The sequence below is a fragment of the Anaeromassilibacillus sp. An200 genome (genome assembly GCF_002160025.1).
GTDB classification, from domain to species: domain Bacteria; phylum Bacillota; class Clostridia; order Oscillospirales; family Acutalibacteraceae; genus Caccousia; species Caccousia stercoris.
In genome coordinates this window covers 84,543-104,104 of the sequence record NZ_NFJU01000005.1, presented here as the reverse complement: position 1 = coordinate 104,104, position 19,562 = coordinate 84,543, and the positions used below count along the sequence as shown (strand labels likewise).

The following is a 19,562-nucleotide window of genomic DNA, read 5'->3' as shown; positions in this document are numbered from 1 at the left end:
CATCTGCAAGGAGGCAAGCTGATGAACTTGGACTTTATCCGCCGGACGTGGGCGGAGATTGATCTGGATGCCGTCGCCTATAATTTCCGCGAAATCCAGAAGCGCCTGAATCCCGGCACCAAGCTGTGCTGTGTGGTGAAGGCCGACGCCTATGGTCATGGTTCCGTCACCGTCGCAAAGGAATATGAGGCCATGGGTGCGGATTGGCTGGCCGTCTCCAATCTGGAGGAGGCCGAGGAGCTGCGCGGCGCCGGGATCCGCCTGCCGGTCCTGATTCTGGGCTACACGCCGCCGGAACTGGCCATGCGGCTGTGCTCCGGGAATTTCTCGCAGGCCATTCTCTCGCTCGACTATGCGCTGCGCCTTTCCGATGTCGCCCAGCGCGGCGGCTATACCGTCAAAGGCCACATCGCGGTGGATACCGGCATGAGCCGCATCGGCTTTCTGTATCAGGACAAGGAGCGCGACCGGGCAAGCATCGACGAGATGCAGCGTGCCAGCCAGCTTCCGGGGATTATTCCGGAGGGGATCTTTACCCACTTCTCCGTCGCGGACGGCGGGGAAGACGGCGGCTATTACACGGCGCGTCAGTTCCGGATCTTCACCCACGCCATTTCCCTTTTGGAGCAGCGCCGCGTAACCTTCCGCCTGCGCCATTGTGCCAACTCGGCGGGCCTGCTCGACTATCCCGAGTTTCAGCTGGATATGGTGCGCCCGGGGATCATCCTGTACGGCCTTCAGCCCTCCTTTGAGATGCAGCATCCGCTTTCCTCCCGCCCTGCCATGTGCCTGAAAAGCATGGTTTCCCTCGTGAAACAGGTGGAGGAAGGAACTACCGTCAGCTATGGCCGGTGCTTTACCGCCGACCGCAACATGATTGTGGGCACGGTGCCCGCGGGCTACGCGGACGGCTATCCTCGCGCCCTCTTTGGAAAAAGCTGGGTGACAGTCTGCGGCAAGCGCGCGCCGGTGATCGGTCGGATCTGCATGGACCAGCTGATGATTGATCTGACGGACATTCCCGAGGCCAAAGTAGGCAGCGAAGTGGTGCTGTTTGGCCGGGATCCCTCCGCTGACGAGCTGGCCTCCCTGATCGGCACGATCGGATATGAATTGATCTGCGGTGTGAGCCGCCGTGTTCCCCGCGTGTACCTGCGCAGGGGTCGTCCAATCTCCGTGGAGAACCGGATGCACCATCTCACGCCCTAAAAACATAAACCTTTCTTGCAAAGCTTCCATACAATCTCCCCTGGTATTACGCCGGGGGAGATTTTTTATTTTTATACAAAAAATTTTCTTGCACCGCGCACCTTTGCAATGATATCATAAAAAACAGCGGGAAAGAACGTTTCCCGCGCACCGAATCCCGCACCGGGCGGGAGCCGGGAGGAGAATGTGCCGTATTTGACGGCAGGGAAAGGAAGATGCAGAAAAATGAGAGAAAAGTTGGACAGCCTGATCGACAGCCTGTGCCGACAGGGAGATTACATGTGTCTGAACGTGCTGGTGCAGCGGGACGGCGAAACGGTGTATTCCAGAACAGCGGGTTATGCGGATAAAGAGCGCAACATCCCCGCGCGGGAAGATACGATCTTTCATCTGTATTCCATGAGCAAGCCTGTTACCGCGGCGGCTGTGATGAAGCTGTGGGAGGACGGTCTGCTGGATTTGATGGATCCGCTGACGCGGTATCTCCCCGCGTTCCGCGAACAGCCGGTGCGCGAGGATGGACGGCTTGTGCCGCGCCAGAGTGAGATCACCATCCAGGATCTGCTCAACATGACCTCCGGGATTCCGTATCCCGAGGGAGAGGAAACGCCGGAGATGAGCCGCTTATTTGAGGAGGCGATGGCCAAAGCCGAGGGGCCGGGCGCCTTCGGCACCGTGGAACTGGCCAACCGCATCGCCCAGACGCCGCTGGTGTTCCAGCCCGGCACGCGCTGGCGGTACGGTGCGTCCGCGGATGTTCTCGGCGCGGTCGTGGAGGTTGTGTCGGGCATGCGGTTTGGGGAATATCTGCGCCGTGAATTTTTTGAGCCGCTTGGCATGGAGGATACCGGATTTTTCATCCCGCCGGAGAAAAAGGATCGGCTTGCGGTAATTTACCGGATGCCCTCCGGCAGCGAACCGGTTCCCTACCACGACAAGCATCTGGTGATCCTCGATTCCGAGACTGAGCCGGCGTTCCAGTCGGGCGGAGCGGGGTTGGTCTCCACCGCGAAGGATTATGCCGCTTTCATGACGATGCTCATGCGGGAGGGGACAAGCGGCGGCCGCCGCTATCTGCATCCCGCGACCGTGCGCTTCCTGCGCTCGGGTCATCTCACACCGCGCCAGCAGGAAACCTTCGATTGGCCGCGTCTGCGCGGATATACCTACGGCAATCTGATGCGGATTTTGGAAAGCCCGCAGGAGCAGTGCGTCGTCTGCCGGAAGGGTGAGTACGGTTGGGACGGCTGGGCTGGGACCTATATGGAGATTCATCCTGAGGAGAAGGTCTGCGCGCTTATTATGACGGCGCAGATTGACAGGGAAAACGATTGCGCCAGACGCATGCTGCGCAACGGAATTTACCGCTGGGTGCTTTGAAACGCTTCTCTGCGTCCTTTTGCGCATAGGGCGGCTTTTTAAGGAGATAGGGGATATGTTTGAAGAAAAGCTGAGTTCTCTCCCGCAGATTTTGCATCCCGTTTGCCCCATGCCTTCGCATGCACACCTGGAGCATCTGCCGGAGAAGGAACGCGAACTGACACTGACCCGCGCGGCGCGCGCCGCGCAGACGCCGCTGTCCCGTATTCTGGCAAGTGACTGGCTGGCCTTTTCCCGCATCGGAGACCGCGCGCACTTTGAAGGCCTCTATTTTCCGCGCAGGCGGCGGCTGACGGATCTGGTGTGCGGCTTCCTGCTGAAAGAGGATTCCCGGTGGCTGGAGGAGGCGGTCAATACCATTTGGGCGCTGTGCGAGGAGAGCGCCTGGCAGCTTCCGGCTCACAATTCCTATGTGCGGGATGCGCCGCAGGCTCCGTGGCCGGATGTCTCCCGGCCTGTTGTCGACCTCTTTGCCGCGGAGACCGGCGCACTGCTTTCCTGTGCCGCCGCTGTCCTTGCGGATCATCTGTCGCAGCCGGTGCGGGATCGGATCTTTCTGGAGGTAAACCGGCGCATCCTGACCCCGTATCTGACGGAGCATTTCTGGTGGATGGGAAACGGGGACGAGGAAATGAACAACTGGACACCCTGGTGCACGCAGAACGTGCTCCTGTGCGCATTTACCCTGCCCTTCGATGAGACGGTGCGCCGCCGTGTGATCGGGCAGGCGTGCCGGTCGCTGGACTGCTTTTTGAAGGATTACGGGGAGGACGGCTGCTGCAGCGAGGGGGCGCAGTATTACGGTCATGCGGCGCTGTGCTTGTTCAGCTGCCTGCGGATTGTAGAGCTTGCCGCGCCGGGCGTCTTTGATTCTGTCTGGAAGGAAAAGAAGATTGCGAACATGGCGTCCTACATTTATCACATGCATGTGGATGGGATCTATTATTTCAACTTTGCCGACTGTTCTCCTGTTGCGGGACGGCGAGGCGCGAGGGATTATCTTTTCGCGGTTCGCACGGGAAACGGGGAGATGGCATCCTTTGCGGCCCGCGACTGGCTGGAGTCGCTTTCCGATCCGCAGGAGGATGGGGACGTGATGCGGATCAGCCTGTGGGAGCAGCTGCTGGAGCTGGATCATGCGGGCGAGATGGCACAGTATGCGGAGCGCGCGGGGAAGAACCCCCCTGCCGCCGGCGCCCTCTATCCCAGCAACGGTGTGTATACAGCGCGGCGCGGTGTATGGCAGCTGGCTGTCAAGGGAGGGAACAACGCGGACAGCCATAATCACAACGATGTGGGAAGTGTGATCCTGTACCGGGACGGCAAGCCCTTCCTGATTGATCTCGGTGTGGAAACCTACTGCCGAAAAACCTTCTCCCCGCAGCGCTATGAAATCTGGACGATGCAGTCCTCCTACCACAACCTGCCGGACTTTGACGGCGTGATGCAGTGCGACGGCGCGGCCTTCCGTGCGCGCGAGGTGCAGGTTTCCCAGCCGGACGGCGGGTTCTGCGTGTCCATGGAGCTTTCCGCCGCCTGGCCGGAGCAGGCCGGGCTGGAATCCTTCCGGCGCGTGGTCACGCTTTTGCCGGAGGGGCTGCGCCTGGAGGATGAGTGCCGGGGTTCTTATCGCCGTGCGGACATGCACCTGCTGCTTCAGGAAAAGCCGGAAATCCTTGGGGGCGGCCGGATTGCCGCCGGAGCACTGGGAGAAATCCTCTGTGAGGGTTTGACGGAATCTCCCCGCGTGGAGATTCTTTCCATCCAGAACGCGCGCCTGCGGCTGGCCTGGCCCGACACGCTTTACCGCATTGTTCTTCCGTTTTCCGATCGGCTTTCCATCCGTATCCGCTGAAAATGTTTTTTACCATGATTTTTTCTAAATATTTCTCGAAAAAAATTGATTTTTACTGCATCCTATGGTACAGTAGGTGCTGTCTGGACAACGGATATTTTGCCTTAGGGAGGAATGAAAAATGAAGGGCTTAACCCAGCGGGAAGAAAAAATGCTCTCTTGGTTTTACAAAGAAGGAAAGCTTCCTTTTGACGGGGACAAGGTGACGGTTTCCCATGAAGGGAAAGGTATTGCGGTTTCGTGCGAGAAAGGAAATGTGCAGATGCGTCTCGGGCGCGAAGCGTATTTCGGCCGTGCGCTGACGCTGCTTGAGGAAGGATTGGCCTCTGGAAAGGATTTCTCTGTGGAGGAAACGCCGGCCTATCGCGATCTGGGCCTGATGGCCGACTGCTCCCGCGGTGCGGTGCTCAACCGGGACGGTTTTAGCAAATTGGTCGTAAATCTGGCACGCATGGGCTATACGGTGCTTCAGCTTTACATTGAGGACGTTTATGAGCTTCCGGATTATCCATACTTTGGCTGGGGACGCGGCCGCTATACGGCGGAGGATCTGCGCTGGATGGATGATTTCGCGGATTCCTTCGGCATCGAGCTGGTTCCCGCGATCCAGACGCTGGCCCATCTGCGCCAGATTTTCCGCTGGCGTGTATTCCGCGATGTGCACGACCTCGACGATATCCTTCTGGCCGGAGAGGATAAGACGTATGAGCTGATCGACGCGATGTTCCGTCAGTTCTCCTCGTGTGTGAGAAGCCGCCGGATCAACATCGGCATGGACGAGGCGCATCTGGTCGGTCTGGGAAAATATCTGGATCAGCATGGCTACCGTGACAGAATGCAGATCATGCTGGATCATTTCAGCCGTGTGCATGAGCTGGCCAACAAGCACGGCCTGCATCCGATGATGTGGAGCGATATGTTCTTCCGTCTGGCAGCGGGCGGCGAATACTATGCCGAGGACTGCAAGATGGATCCGCGCATCGCGGAAACCATCCCGGAGGATGTGTCTCTGGTTTACTGGGATTATTATTCCGAGAAAAAATCCATCTATGACAACATGCTGGATCGGCATGCGGAGATGACGAAGAATATCATTTTCGCGGGCGGCGCGTGGAAATGGGTAGGCTTCTGCCCGAATAACCGGTTCTCCTTCCGCGTCACAAAGCTGGCTCATGAGAGCTGTGTCGAGCACGGCGTGAAGGAGGTCCTGGTGACCGCCTGGGGAGACAACGGCGGGGAAACCTCCTTCTTTGCCATTCTCCCGTCGCTGCAATACTGGGCGGAGCTGTGCTATGCCGGACAGGCGCAGGAGGACAGCCTGCGCAGCCGCTTCCGCTTTGCCTGCCATGCGGACTGGGATGATTTCCTGCTGCTCGATGAGCCGCATTTTACCCCCGGAAACCTCGAAAACCGCTGCTCCGTCACCGCGCACAAGTATCTTCTGTTCCAGGATGTGCTCCAGGGAATGTTTGACGCGCATGTAGAGCCGGATTCTTACGCCGCTCACTATGCCGCCTGTGCTGAAAAGCTGGAAAAAGCAGCGGAAAAAGGCGGGGAGTGGGACTTTCTCTTTGAGACGGAAGCCGCGCTCTGCCGGGTGCTGGAAATCAAGTGCCGTGTCGGGATTGATCTGCGCGCCGCTTATCTGGCCGGAGACCGCGATGAGGCAATCCGCCAGTCCGGAGAGGTCCTGCCGGAGCTGCTGCGCCGTGTCGGTCATTTTGCGGAGCTGTTCCGCCGCCAGTGGCTCATGGAAAACCGTCCCGCCGGCCTGGATGCGTTCGACGTGCGCATCGGCGGCCTGAAGGAGCGCCTTTGCTCCGCTTCCGCACGCATGGAAGGCTGGCTGACCGGCGAGGTATCGTCGCTCGAGGAGCTTGAGCAGCCGCGTCTGCCGTACGAAGGCAAGGAAATTGTGAAGGGCCGCGAGGACCTTCCCTCCATGCACTGGAACAACATCATTCTGCCCAGTGAGATCGGGGCAATCTAAGACGTTTTGCTGAAAAAAGCTGACACCGCTGTTAGCCGGTAGTCCATAAGACAGTGAACAACTAAATTATGGCGGCTGTCCGGCAGGAGCGGGGGCAAGCGGCACATGGACGAGAATCCATGTGCCGCTTCTCTTTTTGCCTGTTTCAAACACAATGGACTTATTCCCACTTTTCCGCTATAATCGTAGTAAACCCATCCATTCCTTTCCCATCCGGGAATTTTTCAAAAAATCTGAAAAAAGTTTGGAAACATTGGAACAATCCGGCCCTTCCCAAGCCATATAGAGTAGAGGGCCAGAAACGGAGGTGACGCGCATGGCACAGCAAAACGGCCCCAAAGGTTTCCTTGTGGTGCTGCCCGGAGAGATCATCGAGATACCGCAGGACGATGATAAATCGTGGCTGACCCTGTTTTACAGCCTGCCGGTGGAGCTGGCGGAGAAATGGAAGCCCGCCCTTACCCTGCCCCGCAGCCCCTATGAGGTGCTTCGGACGGACAAATACGACCCCATCATCCGGCACGATATGTTTAAGCTGCTGGTGTGGGACTGCTATTCCTGGACGGCGTGGCAATTCTTTCAGGTAAAAGACCGCAGAGGGAACTACCGGGACATTCCCGGCGACCGGGAGCAATACGCGGGCCACTCCCCCCTGTGGCGGCTGTCCTACGCCATCATCCCCTATCTCCGTATGAAGTTTGAGCAAAACGGTCTTTCCTTCCAGAGCCTGTACAATATGCCGCCGGGGATGGAGGTGCCGTGGCTGACCTACCAGCAATTCAGCAACCTTGTGGGGAACCTGACCGACATGGTGATCGCGGAGCAGAACTGGCAGCCGGTCATTGACGCGATGTGGGAGAACCGGGCGGTGGAGGACTACGACAGCCGGGGCAGCACCGTCAAGAAGGACTTTTTGCGGAAATGGCACCACGACCGCTCCGGCAAGGCCATCTCGTTAGAGGAACTGATGGAGAGCGGCGGCGAGTTTTCCCAGGTGGCAGACCCGCGGGCGGACTTTGAGAACTCCGTCCTGTCCCAAATGCAGATTGACACCTTCGCGGCGGGGCATATCAACGACACCGACAAGGAGATATTGAAGCTCCGCATGGAGGGCTATACTGAGCAGGAGATCGCGGACAGGGTGGGCTACAAGACCGCCAGCGCGGTACACAAGCGGATCGCCAAGATCGCGGGGGCATACGAGGACTTTGTACTGTCCGAATATCAGCAGTATTTAGACAGGCACGACAGCAAATAAGGCGCATGGAGCGGCAGCCGCCGGGGACGGGGGCCGCCGCTTTTTCACGGGCCGGAAAGGAGGACAAATGCCGGAACTTTTTGCAGCGTTTCCCGATGTGATGGATGTGCGGGAGCTGGCCGCCGCGCTCCACCTGTCCAGAGCGGGGGCCTACAACCTGATGAACGCGCCGGACTTCCCCACGCTGAAAATCGGCGGGCGCAAGCTGGTGATGAAGCAGGACTTGATCGCCTATCTGCGCCGCCACACCAACGGGGGCGGGAATCCCGGTCAAGAGCCGTAAAAAACGAAAATCAGGCGATAACAGCGGCCCGGAACGGACTATGACCCATCCGGGCCATTTTGAACGCAAAAACGCCGTTTTTTCCAAGTCAAGAGCCGGAAAAAAGAGGCGAAAAAGGCCCCTCTCGCGGGACGGGCCGAAAATCAAGGGAAAGGAGCGGAGGACATGAAAACAGGATTGAAGAAAAGCCAGAAAACGACTATAATTGAGTTTGACGAGCAAGGCCCCCGGATCACCGTCAGCACCCACAACACGGACTTGAAGAACCGGCTGGGAGCCTACGCCCGCCGCTGGCCGGAGTGCTGCCGGGAGGTGGACGATGACGGCTGGGGCTGCAAGACCTTTGAGATCGACAAGGGCCGCTTCTGTTTCCGGCTGACCGCGCCATACAGTGAGGAACGCCGGGAGGCGGCCAGGAAGTTTGCGAGGGAACACAATGCCACCGAAAGGTTAATATATCGTGGAGGATAATGCAATGGAACTTGGATATGATACATTTTCAACCGAACTACCAGATGATATCTTTGAACTATTACTTGAGTTGGGAAGCGAAATAGGAATTGACCCTTTTTCAAGTGTTGAAAGCGAAAACTATTTTTGTGAATTACTGAAAAATTATACTGGAAACAAAAATGAAATAAGAGAATATTTTGAGAGCGAAATAAAAAAAGATTTTCAAGTAATGAAAGAAAAACCCCAATGGATACAAGGGGATGACTGGCAGTTTAACAAGGGAAAGCCAATGATTTTTGTAGGGCAACTTGATACCATTACTAAACGAGATGGCGTGTCATACGGAACTTCTTTCTTTGTCTTTTGGGATTGTAAAGACGGAACCACGAAAACAGTTACTCAAAGTGATTAAAAAAGCAGCGGGTGTATAAATCCCTTTAGGAACCAGTCCAGCTAATAAAAATCAAGCAGAAAATCAGGACAAGCCAGCAGCCTACGCCCTCCACTGACCTGAGCATGGTCAGAAGGTACATAACAAAGAGTGGGGCTGCATGATCTTTGAGATCGGCAAGGGCCGCTTCTGTTTCCGGCTGACCGCGCCATACAGCGAGGAACGCCGGGAGGCGGCGAGGAAGTTTGCGTGGGAACACAACAGCGCCAAAAGATTGCTGAAATGGAAGGAGTGTTCAATAAAGTGAATACCATAGATATGCTGGAAAAAAGGATTGGTCTTTCACTTCCGAGTGACTATAAGAATTTTTTATGTCAACACCCGGACGGGGCAATCTATTACCCTAAAGTCATTCAAAAGAACGAGGTATTTCCCTCATTTTGCAATCCAACAAAAGATGTAGGAGATGAAGAAAGGTGGCTATGGGAACCAGATGATGGAATGATTGGACAGGTAGAAATCGAACTTTTCAAAGCTAGCGAAGCACTTGTTAATTTTCCGAGCAATGACGGAAATTGGGAAATGAAATGTATCCAGATCGGTGGCATGAATGATGATCGCATCTTAATTCTTGACTGTTTGACTGAAGATATTTATTGTTTGGAGCATGATGAAATTATATTCAGATTTGATACCCAAGAGGACTATGATAAAAACATGCCTACGAAGGCCGTTTGTTTTGCTGATTTCAAGAGTCTTTTAGACTGGTGTACTGGCGGTTGGGTCTATGATCCCACCGAAAGTAACAGACCTTATGTGGAAAAATGGAAACAGCGACAAAAGAATTATCCTAAAAATGTCATCTATTTGTGAGTTAAGTGTGGTTGCGCAAAATCCCTTTAGGAACAAGTCCAGCTAATAAAAATCAAGCAGAAAATCAGGACAAGTCAGCAGCCTGTATCCTTCCCTGACCGGAGCATGGTCAGCAGGCACACGACAATGGCTGGGGCTGCAAGACCTTTGAAATTGACGAGGGCCGCTTCTGTTGACCGCTGACCGCGCCATGCAACGAGAAACGCCGGGAGGCGGCGAGGAAGTTTGCAAGGGAACATTTGTGAAAGCAGCCTAAGAAATAGTCTTGCACTTGAAAGAAGGTGAACGAGTGAGCAGTGAGCATTATTGACAACATCAATAAACAATTAAAGTTTGATAAAGATGAAGTATATCCGGGTGGAAAAGAAATAATTAAACAAATTGTTGAAAAGGCGCCGATACAACTACCTGCTGATTATTATGAATTTTTAAGTTGTATTTCTGGTACTAGAAATATTGGCAGTATAGAATTTGAAATTGAAAGCGATGATGAAGATATTGGAAGCATACCTATTTGTCTTTGGTCAGCAAACAGGGCCTTAGGTATGCAAAATGAGTTTGCACATCCTATGAAAGAAAACTTTATCAGTAAGGTTTGGTTTATTGGTGATGATTTAGGCGATATGGTTTATTTATATGGGTTTGGCAACGATGGATTTGGCGTATATTTTGTGGAAGCAGGCAGCTTAGGTTTTGAATATGCGTATAAAATAGCAGACACACTCACAGATTTTCTCGTCAATGGAATCGGAATTGATGTTATAACAGCACTATGAGGATGTAACTGAAAACCCTTTAGGAACCGAATGGCGCACTTCTATACATAGCCTGACGGCCATGTATTCGTGCGCTCTGCGAGGCGGAACGGCGGATTGCCAGATGGAGCAACCCGCCGTTTTTGCGTCGCTACGCTCCGTCCAAGGGGGTGCCCCCCTTGCGGCGCTACCGCGCCTTACCCCGCCCGCCCCCGGAAGGGGGACACCCGCTGGCGCGTCTGTCCCCCTTCCGAGGGCCTGATAACCGAACACCGACACCCTGACCGCTCACCGGAAACACCCCGGAGGACGGTCATTTTTTTCGCCCATTTTCAGAAAAAGGAGGTCAACGACCATGAGCAAAGAGTTGGAACAGCTCCGGCAGGAGTACGCCGAGAACGAGGCCAAGTTGCAACAGTACCGGCACCGGGTACAGCGGTTGGAGCAGCGGAAGAAATACTATGAGAAGGGGGAGCGGCAGAAACGCGCCCACCGCCTGATTACCAGAGGGGCCGCCGTGGAGAGCGTGGCCCCGGAGGTCAAGCCCCTGTCCGAGCAGGGCTTCTATTCCCTTGCCGAGCAGATTTTTTCCATGCCGGAGGTGCGGGCCGCTGTCCAGGCCGCCGCCCAGCGGGAGGGCCGGTAAATGGCCCTGTTTCATTTGTCGGTCACGCAGGTGCAGCGCAGCGCCGGACAGTCTGCCATCGCGTCCTCCGCCTACCGCGCCGGGGAGCGGCTTTACAGTGAACGCTACGGCGAGTACAGCGACTACACCCGCAAGGGCGGCGTGATCTGCTCCGATATTCTCCTGCCGCCCCAGGCCCCGCCCGCCTACCAAGACCGGCAGACCCTGTGGAACGCGCTGGAAGCCGCCGAGCGCGGCAAGGACGCCCAGCTCGCATACAGCTTTGATATTGCCTTGCAGAACGAGTTTTCGCTGGAAGAAAACATCGCCCTTGCAAGGCAGTTTTTGTTGGAGCAGTTTGTCAGCCGGGGCATGGTGGTGGACTTCGCCGTACACCAGCCCGACAAAGAGGACGGGGGCATACCCAACCCCCACTTCCATGTCCTCTGCCCCATCCGGCCCATTCTGGAAAGCGGCAAATGGGGCTACAAACAGCGGCGCGTCTACCGGCTGGACGAGGACGGGAACCGCATTTTGGACGAGAAGGGCAAGCCCCTCTTTGACGCGGTGCCCACCACCGACTGGGGCCGCCCGGAAACGCTGGAACACTGGCGGGAAACCTGGGCCAAGATGTGCAACGCCAAGTTTGAGGAAAAGGGGCTGCCCTGCCGGATCGACCACCGCTCCTATCTGCGGCAGGGATTAGACCTGCTCCCCACCGTCCATGAGGGGCCAGCGGTGCGGCAGATGGAGGCGCGGGGGATCGCCACCGACAAGGGGGAACTCAACCGCTGGATCAGGGCCACCAACGCCCTCTTGAAAGAGCTGCGGCAGAAGGTCAAGGCCCTGTTCGGCTGGCTCAACGAGGTGCGGAAGGAACTGTCCCAGCCCCAGGCCCCCACCCTTGCCGACCTGTTATCCGCCTACTACGGGGCGCGGAACGCGGGCGCATGGAGCAATAAGGGCAAGGTGGGCAATCTCCAAAAGTTTGCCGATACCGTGAACTATCTGACCGAGCAGAAGCTCTATACCGTGGACGATCTGGAGGCCCGCGTCACTTCCCACAGCGGCGCGATAGACGCTTTGAAAAAGAGCATGGACAAGAAGAAAACGCGGATAAAAGAGCTGGACGGCCTGCTGGAACAGGCGGAACGCTACCGGGAGCTGAAACCCATCCACACCCAGCTCAACGCCATTCACCGCAAGGGCCAGCGGGAGAAATTCAAGGCCGCCCATGAGGGGGAGCTGCGGCAGTTTTATATGGCCCGCCGCAAGCTGGAACCCCACTTCACGCCGGAGGGCAAGCTGCCCCTTACCAAGTGGCAGACGGAGCGGGGGAAGCTGCAACAGGCGTATCAGGAGGACTACGCCAAGTACAAGCCCATCCGGGACGACCTGATGAAGCTGTACCAAGTGAAATCCACCGTGGACACCGCCCGGCGGCGGCAGGAGCAGGCCCACACCCAGCGCCGGGACAGGGATATGGAGCGGTAAGGGACTTCCCATTTCCCGCCGGGGATGGTACAATGGAATCAGCTTTGACGGGCCGCCCCTGCTGGGACACTTTGTCCCAAAGGCGGGGGCGGGCCAGCGATTGACCTGTTACTGGAGGAAGGAGAGAACTTTGTGCAGCGACCCAAGCAGCCAATAAAGAGAACCACGCCCTTGAAAAAGATCATAGCCGCCGCCCTTTCCGCCCTGCTCCTGTTTTCCCTTGCCGGTTGTGAACAGAAGGATTGGATCAAAGATGGAGAGTATTGGCCATACCCAACTCAAGAAAAAACCTTTGAAAAATTGTTCGATTTGGCTGAGGCAGGCGATATAGACGGAATCTATCAGGTGTTTTCTCGAACTGCCCAAAATGAAAATGCCGATTTGCGGGAGAAGGTAGGGGCATTTGTTCAATTCGCGCAGGAAGAAATGACCTCTTATGAGGTTGATGGTTCCAGTCGGTATCATAAAGACGCAGACCACGGAATGATCGTTGAGCGCAGGGAGATGTACGCCACACTCTACACGGACAATACAACATACCGCTGCCGCATTATAGATGTTCCACGGGACTCTTATGTCTCAGATAATGTGGGATTTTACAGCCTGATACTTTTCCCGGACAGCTTGCGGGAGGACTATAACAATTTGGGGGTACACGAAACTGGCTGCTATATCGTCTATCAGGGTGGAGCATTTGCGGAGCAGCCGATGGACGCCCTGTTAAGCTTCGCCTCTGCGGGTGACGCGGATGGATTGTATCAGATGTTTTCACAGCCTTCGCAGGAAAATGCAGATGACCTGCGGGAACAGGTGGACAAGATGGCGGCGTTTCTGCAACAGGAAATGACTTCCTGGGATTTTGATACCTGGACAACGGAGCAAAGGACACTGTTTGACATGGATGTTACCATGCGCCATTGGCTGGGGACGATCCATACCGACGATCAGGATTTTCGGTGCAGCATCCGAGATATGCTGTCCGACACAGGAGAATCCCTCGGTATTTACAGTATTTCCGTCTATCCGAAGGAGTTATATTTGGATTATAGGATGGATGGCCGGGACGAGCCGGGAGCGTTCCTGAAAATACTGACGATTAAACCGCAGGAAGACGATTTGAAACGCCTGTCCAGGGGTGAAACACACACGGTCAGGATCGTCACCAGTGTGGAGGCAGAGGTAACTGCTGCCCCAGCCCTTCCGTCAAATAATGAAATAGAAAGAGTTGTACTTATGCAAGTTGATGCGCTTACTTGGGAGGCCTCGTTTTCCGAGCTTGATTACCGAATGCCATATACCATTACGGCAACCACAGAAACAGAAAGTGTTTCCTGCAATGTGACAGTTCCGGAAGTGGAAAGCGATGATTGAAAAGTTTTGTTCCTGCCCAACGACCAGCCTACCGCCAACCTCTGGACACTTTGTCCTTCCAGTGGGCGGCATAGCAACCGAACACCACCCACCAAGGCGCGGCCAGCAAGCCGCGCCTTTCTCATGCAAAAAATGAAAGGAGCGCAAGACCATGAACGACAAGGAACACAAGGAATTTACCCCGGAGGAATTAGAGGAAATCCGGGCCTATGCCGAACAGGAGGCCGCCGCCCCGGACGAATACCGCTTCTCCAACCCCGACCCCTACGCCAAGCCGGAGCCTGCCCCGGAGGGCCAGCCCCGCCGCTTCTGGTTTGACGCGGAGGGCCATATCCGCGTCAAAAACCTTTCCGCCTTCTGGCTGCCGGAGCTTACCTTGCAGCGGGAGATCGGCGGCACCGTCTACTCCGTCACAGGCAGCTATGAGGGGACGGAAACGCTGGACAGAAAATTAAAGCGCATTATGGAGCAAAACGCCGGAGAAATGGAGGGGCAGGCATGACAAACGCCCCAAAAGCTGATATAATAAAGGCACTCGATCCTGTACGGACAGTTGCCCCCATAAAGGAGGAAACAGAAATGTTACGGGCAACTGATAAAATCACAGCGCTTTACTGCCGCTTGTCACAGGAGGACGCCAACGAGGGCGAGAGTAATTCCATATCGAATCAAAAGCGCATTTTGGAGCAGTACGCAAGGGAGCGCCGCTTCCCCAACCCCGTGTTTTTCGTGGATGACGGGTACAGCGGGACGAGCTTCCAGCGGCCCGGCTTTCAGAAAATGCTGGACGAGATCGAGGCCGGCCATGTGGCCGTGTGTATCGTCAAAGACCTGTCCCGGTTTGGCCGCAATTCCGCCCTGACGGGGATGTACACCAACATCACCTTTGCCAAGTACGGCGTGCGGTTTATCGCCATCAACGACAACTACGACACCATCGACCCCAACAGCGTGGACAACGACTTTGCCGGAATCAAAAACTGGTTCAACGAGTTTTACGCGCGGGACACCAGCCGGAAGATCCGGGCGGTGAACAAGGCCAAGGGGGAGCGCGGGGAGCCGCTGACAACGAACATCCCCTACGGCTACAAGAAAGACCCTGACACCCCGAAGGGCTGGCTTGTGGACGAGGAAGCGGCGCAGGTGGTCAAGCGTATCTTCACCCTCTGCATGGAGGGGCGGGGGCCGATGCAGATCGCCAAGGCGCTGACGGAGGCGAGGGTACTCACCCCCACGGCCTACAAGCACCGGCAGGGCCGCAAGACCCCCAACAAGGAGGGGGCCGACCCCTGCTACTGGCACCCGAACACCGTTGTCCACATTTTGGAGCGGCGGGAGTACACGGGCTGCACCGTCAATTTCAAGACCTACACCAACTCTATCTGGGACAAGAAGCAGCGGCACAGCCCGGAGGACAGGCAGGCCATCTTCTACAACACCCACCCGGCCATCATCGAGGCGGAAGTCTTTGACAAGGTGCAGGAGATACGCCAGCAGCGGCACCGGCGGACGAAAACAGGCAAGAGCAGTATATTCTCCGGCCTTGTCTACTGCGCCGACTGCGGGGCAAAAATGCGCTACTGCACCACGAATTACTTTGAGAAGCGGCAAGACCACTTTGTATGCGCCAACTACCGGAGCAACACCGGGAGCTGTTCAGCCCACTTCATCCGGGCGGTGGTGCTGGAGGAATTGGTATGGCAGCACATGGAGGCGGTGATTTCCTATGTGAGCCGCTACGAGGCCCACTTCCGGGCGGTGATGGAGGAACGCTTGAAGCTGTCCACCGGCGAGGCCATCCGGGTACGGCGGAAGAAGCTGGCGCAGGACGAAAAGCGGCTGGCGGAGCTTGACCGGCTGTTCATGCGGCTTTATGAGGACAATGTGAGCGGCAAGGTGAGCGACCAGCGGTATGCCACCATGAGCGCGGCCTATGAGGACGAGCAGGCGGCCCTGCAAGCGGAGGCGCAGACCTTAGAGAAGGAAATCGAAGTACAGGAACGACAGCTTGAAAATTTAGAACAGTTTATCCAGCGGGTACACAAGTACGCCGGTGAGCGGGAGCTGACCCCCTACGCCCTGCGGGAGCTGGTGAAGGCCATCTACATTGAGGCCCCGGACAAGAGCAGCGGCAAGCGGCGGCAGAATATCCGCATCGTTTATGACCTTGTGGGCTTTATCCCGCTGAATGAACTGATGAAAGAGGAAACGGCATGACCCCCAAAAGGCCATGCCATTCCCTCTAAAACACAATTACTTTCTTATGGCACCCCGGCTTTTTGCGGTGTCAGCTTTTTTGTGCGGTTTTGTCCAGGCGAAGCTCCAGTTCAGAAAGCCCGCCGCTGTGTGTCACCATATTCCCTGTCGGCAGGAATCCATTGCGTTCATAGAGGCGCTTTGCACCCGTATTGGTGCTGAGGATCCACAGTGTGGGGCAATCCGTGCATTGTTCGATGGCGAAGGAAAGCAGCCGCGTTCCATATCCTTTGTTTTGTTCGCTGGGCAGCACATACAGATTTTCGATCAAGCTGCCGCGCACCGACACAATACCGATTGGCCTTTCCTCTGTCAGCAGGTAAAGGCGCGCCCCCTTTGCGATCTCAGATTCCAGATAGCGCTTTTGGCGTTCGGGTGTATGGATGGCGAGAAATTCGGGGGAACATATTTCCTTGTGGGAATCTTTCCAGCTTTCGGAATGGACCATGGCGGCCTGTGCCAGATTCGTTTGCGTGACCGGTTGAATCATGGATGTGCCCCTCAAAGATCGTCAATCTTCATACGATCCAGCTCCTGCTGGTTGGCTTCCTTTTCCTGCCGCTTGCGGGATTCCCGCGTCAGATAACGGACCAGGAACACAATCCCGACCACAACAGCGGCGGTCGTGAGAAGTCCCAGAAACAGAAAGACGATTAGAATCAGCACGTTTGGAAAAATACTCATGGTGTTTCCTCCTTGTGACGGCGGTACTCCGAAATGAGGAGCTTCGCCGTATCGAAATCTATTTTTTCATCGAGAGCCAGGCGTTTGATCAGGGAAACATAGGGATCCGCAGCCCGTTCGCCGCTCAGGCGTATTTTCTGGATCAGGCGGTCCAGGCGCAGGCGCACGGTGGGATAGGTCACGCCGTATTCGCGGGCGATCTCCTTGAGCGAACCCGAGGCCAGCATAAAATTCCGGATAAAGGAAACCTCCTCCTCATCCAGCTCCGCCATCCAGTCCGGTACGGTTTGGATTGGCATGATATTCTCCTCCTTTCACTATATTCAATATAAACTTTAATTTTATTAAAGTCAATAGTAAAAATAAATTTTTATTTTATAAAAAATTCCCGCTGTACGCATAGAGTGTGCACAGCGGGAAACGATAAGCCGAGAGGCCGTCGCACGGCCGGAAAGGAGGGATGAAGCGATGGATTTCCTCTGGGCGTTTCTGGTGGGCGGAGCGATCTGCGCCGTGGGCCAGCTTTTGCTCGATTATACCAAGCTGACCCCGGCGCGGATTCTGGTTCTCTTCGTGACGGCGGGCGTTGTGCTCAGCGCCGTGGGAGTGTATGCCCCGCTGGTGAAGCTGGCAGGGGCGGGGGCGACCGTGCCGCTCACAGGCTTCGGATATCTGATGGCGGAGGGGGTGCGCAAGGCCGTGGCGGAGGACGGCTTGTTCGGCGCTTTGAGCGGCGGCGTGGCGGCAGCCGCGGCGGGAATTGCGGCCGCGGTGTTTTTCGGATTCTTAGCCGCCCTCTTTTCAAGATCCCGAGATAAGAGCTAGGCTGACGCAAAATCCCATCTATCGCACGGGAAAGCTCCTGTGGCGGGTGCTTCGTTTTCTTAGCGGAAAAATCCTGGGCTTTTTTCTCTGGACGTTGCTCAAGTGGAGCTGGAGAAGGCTGCGGCGCTTTCAGCGCACAAAAAAAGGAGGGGGCGATCCCCCTCCTTAAAATCGCACAGGCTTACTGGATGGAGCAGTCGAGATAATGCTCCAGCTCCTCCTCGTCCTTCTTTTTCTTCTCCAGAAAAACAAAGACGGCGATAGCGGCAGCCGTCAGAGCGGCGACTGCGGAAAGTACGGTGACGAGTACGGCGAATCCACTCTTTTTCAAATCAGGCACCTCCGACGAATTCAATGTAAAACATCGCGCGGGTCAGGCACCTTGTCCCTTCCCGGATCAACACGCTGCTTTCTGTTTTCTATGATACTCAATTCCGGCAGAAATGTCAACTGGAAAGCAACGCAGGGGTGCAAATTCATAGAATAGAAACAAAATAAAAAAAGCAGAGCTTTCGCTCTGCCTTTTTTAACGCTTGGGAACGCGAAGCTTACGCATTCGCCTTCTTCGTCAGCTGAGACTTCTTTCTCGCGGCGGCGTTCTTGTGCAGGATCCCCTTGGCGACAGCCTGGTCAATCTTCTTGACAGCCACGCGCACGGCCTCGGCCTTGTTCGCGTCGTTGCTCTCGATCGCGGCGTTTGCCTTCTTGATGGTGGTCTTGAGCTCGGAATTCGCGGCCTTGTTGATCAGCGTCTTGGTGGCGATGACTCTCACGCGCTTCTTCGCAGACTTAATGTTCGGCATGTGTACACCTCCTTTTCTTTTTCACGTAGAGTATATTTTACCATCAACCAAAGGAAAAAGCAAGAGAAACACACAGGATTTCACGCGATAGAGACAGGGTTTTCCTGTTTTCGGCAGACTGAACAAAAAGTGTTCCGGTCAGGCTCGGTGGAAGATGGAGAAAAGACGATGTTTATGGTGCTTCCAACGAGTTCTGAACCGGGGAAAGGATGGAACAGATGGAATACCGCACCGATCTGGCTGTGGAATACACAGAGGAATCAACGCACCGGCGGGAGGAACAGGGAGAGTATGCCATCACACGCCTGACACATGCGGGCCGCCGGTATGTGACGGTAGAAACGCCGCCTTTTTCGGATGCGGCGGACGCGGAGGAGCTCGCGGAGCTTTTGGCGGGGGAGCTTCGCAAGCTGCTCCCGGAGGAAGGGCCTGTGCTGGTCGCGGGGCTGGGAAACCGGTTTGTGACGCCGGACGCGCTTGGTCCCCGCATGGCGGATCGTGTGCTGGCCACACGGCATATTGGCGGAGAGCTGGCAAGGGTGTCCGGGCTCGACGGACTCCGGCCGGTGGCCGTGCTGGCTCCCGGTGTGCTGGGAAGCACGGGCGTGGAGTCGGGGGAGGTCGTGGCGGCGCTGACAGCGGCGCTGCATCCGGCGGCGGTGATCGCTGTGGACGCGCTTGCGGCCCGCAGCTTGTCGCGGCTGGGGTGCACGGTACAGCTTACGGACGCCGGAATTTCCCCCGGAGAAGGCGTGGGGAACCGCCGTCCCGCGCTGAGCTGGGAGAGCCTTGGCGCTCCTGTGATTGCCCTGGGAGTGCCGACAGTGGTGGACGCGGCCGCCCTGGCCGCCGGGCTGATGGGCGGGGATCCTCCATCCGAAGCGGTAGCTCCCCGCGGGGCCGCCATGATTGTCACTCCCAGGGAGATCGATCTTTTGGTGGACAGGGCTGCCCGTGTGCTTGCCATGGCTGTCAACCGTGCGCTGAATCCCGATCTTTCCCAGGAGGATTTTGCCCGCCTGGTGTCATGAGCGGACCCGGATGCGCATACGATTGA

Annotated in this window: 22 protein-coding genes; 17 read left to right on the top strand and 5 right to left on the bottom strand. The window is 56.2% G+C overall.

What is annotated here, in order from left to right; genetic code table 11:
* The first annotated feature begins 21 nt into the window (after positions 1-21).
* The 15 genes from alr (at position 22) to B5F35_RS04120 (ending at position 16,154) form a co-directional block, all read left to right on the top strand.
* Entirely contained in the window at positions 22-1,209 is a 1,188-nt protein-coding gene (gene alr, locus B5F35_RS04190) for an alanine racemase (protein ID WP_087238368.1), read from the top strand.
* A gap of 225 nt (positions 1,210-1,434) precedes the next feature.
* Positions 1,435-2,589, top strand: coding sequence for a serine hydrolase domain-containing protein (locus B5F35_RS04185; protein WP_087238366.1), 1,155 nt, complete (start codon positions 1,435-1,437; stop codon positions 2,587-2,589).
* A gap of 55 nt (positions 2,590-2,644) precedes the next feature.
* Positions 2,645-4,444: a heparinase II/III domain-containing protein gene (locus B5F35_RS04180; RefSeq protein WP_087238364.1), complete on the top strand. Its 1,800-nt coding sequence runs from the start codon at positions 2,645-2,647 to the stop codon at positions 4,442-4,444.
* 121 nt (positions 4,445-4,565) lie between these two features.
* Positions 4,566-6,434: a beta-N-acetylhexosaminidase gene (locus B5F35_RS04175; RefSeq protein ID WP_087238362.1), complete on the top strand. Its 1,869-nt coding sequence runs from the start codon at positions 4,566-4,568 to the stop codon at positions 6,432-6,434.
* 316 nt (positions 6,435-6,750) lie between these two features.
* On the top strand, positions 6,751-7,692 hold the full coding sequence (locus B5F35_RS04170; RefSeq protein WP_087238359.1) for an RNA polymerase sigma factor: 942 nt from the start codon (positions 6,751-6,753) through the stop codon (positions 7,690-7,692).
* 67 nt (positions 7,693-7,759) lie between these two features.
* Complete coding sequence (locus tag B5F35_RS04165; protein ID WP_087238357.1) at positions 7,760-7,975, top strand: helix-turn-helix domain-containing protein; 216 nt, start codon at positions 7,760-7,762, stop codon at positions 7,973-7,975.
* 165 nt (positions 7,976-8,140) lie between these two features.
* Positions 8,141-8,446: a hypothetical protein gene (locus B5F35_RS04160; RefSeq protein WP_087238354.1), complete on the top strand. Its 306-nt coding sequence runs from the start codon at positions 8,141-8,143 to the stop codon at positions 8,444-8,446.
* Between the two features lie 4 nt (positions 8,447-8,450).
* Entirely contained in the window at positions 8,451-8,840 is a 390-nt protein-coding gene (locus B5F35_RS04155; RefSeq protein ID WP_087238352.1) for a hypothetical protein, read from the top strand.
* A gap of 228 nt (positions 8,841-9,068) precedes the next feature.
* Complete coding sequence (locus B5F35_RS04150) at positions 9,069-9,692, top strand: SMI1/KNR4 family protein (protein WP_162611319.1); 624 nt, start codon at positions 9,069-9,071, stop codon at positions 9,690-9,692.
* Positions 9,693-9,988: 296 nt separating this feature from the next.
* The gene (locus B5F35_RS04145; protein WP_242969392.1) at positions 9,989-10,468 is read left to right on the top strand and encodes an SMI1/KNR4 family protein; all 480 of its coding nucleotides are present in this window, start codon (positions 9,989-9,991) and stop codon (positions 10,466-10,468) included.
* 334 nt (positions 10,469-10,802) lie between these two features.
* Positions 10,803-11,093, top strand: coding sequence for a DUF3847 domain-containing protein (locus B5F35_RS04140; RefSeq protein WP_087238348.1), 291 nt, complete (start codon positions 10,803-10,805; stop codon positions 11,091-11,093).
* Positions 11,094-12,566, top strand: a complete 1,473-nt coding sequence (gene mobQ, locus B5F35_RS04135) for a MobQ family relaxase (RefSeq protein ID WP_087238347.1) — start codon at positions 11,094-11,096, stop codon at positions 12,564-12,566.
* 171 nt (positions 12,567-12,737) lie between these two features.
* Positions 12,738-13,937 (top strand): DUF5104 domain-containing protein, encoded by a 1,200-nt coding sequence (locus B5F35_RS04130; RefSeq protein ID WP_140401141.1) that lies wholly within the window; start codon positions 12,738-12,740, stop codon positions 13,935-13,937.
* A gap of 151 nt (positions 13,938-14,088) precedes the next feature.
* On the top strand, positions 14,089-14,439 hold the full coding sequence (locus B5F35_RS04125; RefSeq protein WP_087238343.1) for a hypothetical protein: 351 nt from the start codon (positions 14,089-14,091) through the stop codon (positions 14,437-14,439).
* A gap of 77 nt (positions 14,440-14,516) precedes the next feature.
* Positions 14,517-16,154: a recombinase family protein gene (locus tag B5F35_RS04120; protein WP_087238341.1), complete on the top strand. Its 1,638-nt coding sequence runs from the start codon at positions 14,517-14,519 to the stop codon at positions 16,152-16,154.
* A gap of 70 nt (positions 16,155-16,224) precedes the next feature.
* Here B5F35_RS04120 and B5F35_RS04115 read toward each other — a convergent pair whose 3' ends face one another.
* Genes B5F35_RS04115 through B5F35_RS04105 form a run of 3 tightly spaced genes read right to left on the bottom strand, consistent with a single transcriptional unit; the run spans position 16,225 to position 17,176 of the window.
* The gene (locus tag B5F35_RS04115; protein ID WP_087238339.1) at positions 16,225-16,683 is read right to left on the bottom strand and encodes a GNAT family N-acetyltransferase; all 459 of its coding nucleotides are present in this window, start codon (positions 16,681-16,683) and stop codon (positions 16,225-16,227) included.
* A gap of 11 nt (positions 16,684-16,694) precedes the next feature.
* Positions 16,695-16,877, bottom strand: a complete 183-nt coding sequence (locus B5F35_RS04110; protein ID WP_087238337.1) for a hypothetical protein — start codon at positions 16,875-16,877, stop codon at positions 16,695-16,697.
* Entirely contained in the window at positions 16,874-17,176 is a 303-nt protein-coding gene (locus tag B5F35_RS04105; RefSeq protein WP_087238335.1) for a DUF2089 family protein, read from the bottom strand. The genes B5F35_RS04110 and B5F35_RS04105 overlap by 4 nt, the downstream gene beginning before the upstream one ends.
* Before the next feature lie 169 nt (positions 17,177-17,345).
* Between B5F35_RS04105 and spoVAE the strand changes: the two genes are divergently transcribed.
* Entirely contained in the window at positions 17,346-17,702 is a 357-nt protein-coding gene (gene spoVAE, locus B5F35_RS04100) for a stage V sporulation protein AE (RefSeq protein ID WP_087238333.1), read from the top strand.
* A 181-nt stretch (positions 17,703-17,883) separates the two neighbouring features.
* Here spoVAE and B5F35_RS18875 read toward each other — a convergent pair whose 3' ends face one another.
* Positions 17,884-18,033 carry a hypothetical protein gene (locus B5F35_RS18875; RefSeq protein WP_164488509.1) on the bottom strand — a complete coding sequence of 50 codons (150 nt, stop codon included), beginning with the start codon at positions 18,031-18,033 and terminating at the stop codon, positions 17,884-17,886.
* A gap of 217 nt (positions 18,034-18,250) precedes the next feature.
* Positions 18,251-18,505, bottom strand: coding sequence for a 30S ribosomal protein S20 (rpsT, locus tag B5F35_RS04095; RefSeq protein ID WP_087238332.1), 255 nt, complete (start codon positions 18,503-18,505; stop codon positions 18,251-18,253).
* A 209-nt stretch (positions 18,506-18,714) separates the two neighbouring features.
* Here rpsT and gpr point away from each other — a divergent pair, with 209 nt between their 5' ends.
* Positions 18,715-19,536 (top strand): GPR endopeptidase, encoded by an 822-nt coding sequence (gene gpr / locus B5F35_RS04090; RefSeq protein ID WP_242969391.1) that lies wholly within the window; start codon positions 18,715-18,717, stop codon positions 19,534-19,536.
* Positions 19,537-19,562: the final 26 nt, after the last annotated feature.

Excerpts from the sequence above, each read along its gene's own strand:
- B5F35_RS04155 (WP_087238352.1), top strand. The coding sequence starts at position 8,451 with ATGGAACTTGGATATGATACATTTTCAACCGAACTACCAGATGATATC.
- gpr (WP_242969391.1), top strand. The coding sequence starts at position 18,715 with ATGGAACAGATGGAATACCGCACCGATCTGGCTGTGGAATACACAGAG.
- B5F35_RS04170 (WP_087238359.1), top strand. The coding sequence starts at position 6,751 with ATGGCACAGCAAAACGGCCCCAAAGGTTTCCTTGTGGTGCTGCCCGGA.
- B5F35_RS04115 (WP_087238339.1), bottom strand. The coding sequence starts at position 16,683 with ATGATTCAACCGGTCACGCAAACGAATCTGGCACAGGCCGCCATGGTC.
- B5F35_RS04180 (WP_087238364.1), top strand. The coding sequence starts at position 2,645 with ATGTTTGAAGAAAAGCTGAGTTCTCTCCCGCAGATTTTGCATCCCGTT.
- B5F35_RS04120 (WP_087238341.1), top strand. The coding sequence starts at position 14,517 with ATGTTACGGGCAACTGATAAAATCACAGCGCTTTACTGCCGCTTGTCA.
- spoVAE (WP_087238333.1), top strand. The coding sequence starts at position 17,346 with ATGGATTTCCTCTGGGCGTTTCTGGTGGGCGGAGCGATCTGCGCCGTG.
- B5F35_RS04185 (WP_087238366.1), top strand. The coding sequence starts at position 1,435 with ATGAGAGAAAAGTTGGACAGCCTGATCGACAGCCTGTGCCGACAGGGA.
- B5F35_RS04165 (WP_087238357.1), top strand. The coding sequence starts at position 7,760 with ATGCCGGAACTTTTTGCAGCGTTTCCCGATGTGATGGATGTGCGGGAG.
- mobQ (WP_087238347.1), top strand. The coding sequence starts at position 11,094 with ATGGCCCTGTTTCATTTGTCGGTCACGCAGGTGCAGCGCAGCGCCGGA.
- B5F35_RS04110 (WP_087238337.1), bottom strand. The coding sequence starts at position 16,877 with ATGAGTATTTTTCCAAACGTGCTGATTCTAATCGTCTTTCTGTTTCTG.
- B5F35_RS04160 (WP_087238354.1), top strand. The coding sequence starts at position 8,141 with ATGAAAACAGGATTGAAGAAAAGCCAGAAAACGACTATAATTGAGTTT.
- B5F35_RS04175 (WP_087238362.1), top strand. The coding sequence starts at position 4,566 with ATGAAGGGCTTAACCCAGCGGGAAGAAAAAATGCTCTCTTGGTTTTAC.
- rpsT (WP_087238332.1), bottom strand. The coding sequence starts at position 18,505 with ATGCCGAACATTAAGTCTGCGAAGAAGCGCGTGAGAGTCATCGCCACC.
- B5F35_RS04140 (WP_087238348.1), top strand. The coding sequence starts at position 10,803 with ATGAGCAAAGAGTTGGAACAGCTCCGGCAGGAGTACGCCGAGAACGAG.
- alr (WP_087238368.1), top strand. The coding sequence starts at position 22 with ATGAACTTGGACTTTATCCGCCGGACGTGGGCGGAGATTGATCTGGAT.
- B5F35_RS04105 (WP_087238335.1), bottom strand. The coding sequence starts at position 17,176 with ATGCCAATCCAAACCGTACCGGACTGGATGGCGGAGCTGGATGAGGAG.
- B5F35_RS04125 (WP_087238343.1), top strand. The coding sequence starts at position 14,089 with ATGAACGACAAGGAACACAAGGAATTTACCCCGGAGGAATTAGAGGAA.